This is a genomic window from Natrinema soli, from assembly GCF_028618695.1.
Map to the genome: position 1 here is coordinate 1 of NZ_JAQIVI010000169.1, position 2,081 is coordinate 2,081.

Below are 2,081 nucleotides of genomic sequence, written 5' to 3' on the forward strand. Positions count from 1 at the left end.
GGGCCGCGACCAGCTCTCGCGGGTCCTCGTCGGCGGCCGGTACACGCTGGGAATCGGGCTCGTCGCCGTCGCGCTGGCGCTCTGCGTCGGCGTTCCCCTCGTCGCGATCGCAGGCTATTTCGGCGGCTGGATCGACGAGGCGATCATGCGGCTCGTCGACGTGCTGTACGCCTTTCCGTTTCTGGTGCTGGCGATCGCGATCGTCCCGATCCTCGAGCCGGTGCCGATCCTCGGCGGCGGCTTCTGGACGGTCGTGCTGGCCCTCGCTATCACCGGCTGGATCGGCTACGCACGGCTGTTGCGCGGCGAGGTCCTCTCGGTCCGGGAGCGCGAGTACGTCACGGCCGCGAGAGCGCTCGGCGTCCCCGATCGGACGGTCATCCGCAGACACGTCGTGCCGAACGCCGTCGCTCCCGTCGTCGTCCAGGCGACGCTCAACGTCGGTACGGTCGTCCTCACCGCCGCGGCGCTCGGCTTCCTCGGACTCGGCCTCGAGCCCGGGAGCGCCGAGTGGGGCGCGATGCTCTCGCAGGGCCGAAGTTCGCTCGTCCGAGGCGACTGGCACATCACCGTCTTCCCCGGATTCGCGATCTTCCTGTTCGTGCTGGCGATCAACCTCGTCGGTGACGGGATCAACGACGCGCTCGACCCCCACCGGGACGTGAGCGACGAACGGAGGCGGCTGCGCTGATGGCGCTGCTCGAGGTCGAGAATCTCGTCGTCCAGTTCTATACCGAAAACGGCGTCGTCCGGGCGGTCGACGGCATCAGTTACGAGATTCGCGCCGGCGAGACGCTCGGACTCGTCGGCGAGAGCGGGGCCGGCAAGAGCGTCGCCAGCCTCGCGTTACTCCGCCTGATCGAGTCCCCCGGCGAGATCGTCGGCGGCGAAATTCGCTTTCGAGGACGGAACGTCCTCGAGCTGTCTACCGACGAGATGCGAGGGCTCAGAGGCGACGAGATTGCGATGGTCTTTCAGGAGGCGGGCGCGGCGCTCAACCCCGTCTACACCGTCGGCGAACAGATATCGGAGGCGATTCGTGCACACGAGGCCGTCACCGACGACGCTGCCCGCGACCGCGCGATCGCGCTCCTCGAGCGGGTCGGGATTCCGGATCCGGCCGCCCGGTATTCTGATTACCCCCACGAGTTCTCCGGCGGGATGCGACAGCGGGCCGTCATCGCGATGGCGCTGTCCTGCGATCCCGCACTGCTCGTCTGCGACGAGCCGACGACCGACCTCGACGTGACGGTCCAGGCCGGCATCCTCGAGTTACTCGCGGACCTCGCCCGAGAGACCGAGACGGCGATCCAGCTGGTCACCCACGATCTCGGCGTCGTCGCCGAAATCTGCGATCGGGTGCTGGTACAGTACGCGGGTGAGATCGTCGAACGCGCCCCGGTCGAGGAGCTGTACTACGACCCGAAACACCCCTACACCGTCGGGTTGCTGGCCTCGATTCCCCGACTGGGTGACGACCGCGAGCGCCTCGCGACCGTCCCCGGAACGACGCCAGACCTCGTCGACCCGCCGACGGGCTGCCGGTTCCACCCGCGCTGTCCGTACGCGGAGGCCGTCTGTGCCAGACGTCACCCGCCGCTCGTCGAGACGGCGTCGGGAGCCCCGGACGACGGCGATCCCGACACCCACGTCGCTGCCTGCCTCGAGTACACCGGCGACCTCGAGGAGGGGCTAGACTACGAGGTGCGGGTGCGGGACGGAGCGGATGAACCGACCGAGTCGAACGAACCGGACGAACGCCGTCTCGGCGGTGACGGCGGCGAGGAACGGACCCGCGAACGCGACCGGACGGGTGATCCGCAATGACGACCGACGGCGAGCCGCTACTTCGGGCCGAGGGGCTCGAGAAACGCTACACGACGGCCGACGGCTTTCTCGATCGATTGCTCGGCCGGCACGAGACGGTTCGGGCGGTCGACGGCGTCGACCTCGAGATTCGCGCCGGCGAGACGCTCGGACTCGTCGGCGAGAGCGGGGCCGGCAAGAGCGTCGCCAGCCTCGCGTTACTCCGCCTGATCGAGTCCCCCGGCGAGATCGTCGGCGGCGAAATTCGCTTTCGA

3 protein-coding genes are annotated in these 2,081 nt (G+C 68.9%); all 3 read left to right on the top strand.

All coding sequences use genetic code 11. From position 1 onward, the window contains the following. Positions 1–691 (top strand): ABC transporter permease (locus PGX04_RS11610; protein WP_273738655.1); only part of this gene is annotated, 691 nt, incomplete at its 5' end. Beyond that, positions 691–1,827, top strand: coding sequence for an ABC transporter ATP-binding protein (locus tag PGX04_RS11615; protein ID WP_273738656.1), 1,137 nt, complete (start codon positions 691–693; stop codon positions 1,825–1,827). The genes PGX04_RS11610 and PGX04_RS11615, both read left to right, overlap by 1 nt. Then, positions 1,824–2,081: ATP-binding cassette domain-containing protein (locus PGX04_RS11620; RefSeq protein WP_273738657.1), on the top strand; the 258-nt coding region annotated here is incomplete at its 3' end. The genes PGX04_RS11615 and PGX04_RS11620, both read left to right, overlap by 4 nt.

Excerpts from the sequence above, each read along its gene's own strand:
- PGX04_RS11615 (WP_273738656.1), top strand. The coding sequence starts at position 691 with ATGGCGCTGCTCGAGGTCGAGAATCTCGTCGTCCAGTTCTATACCGAA.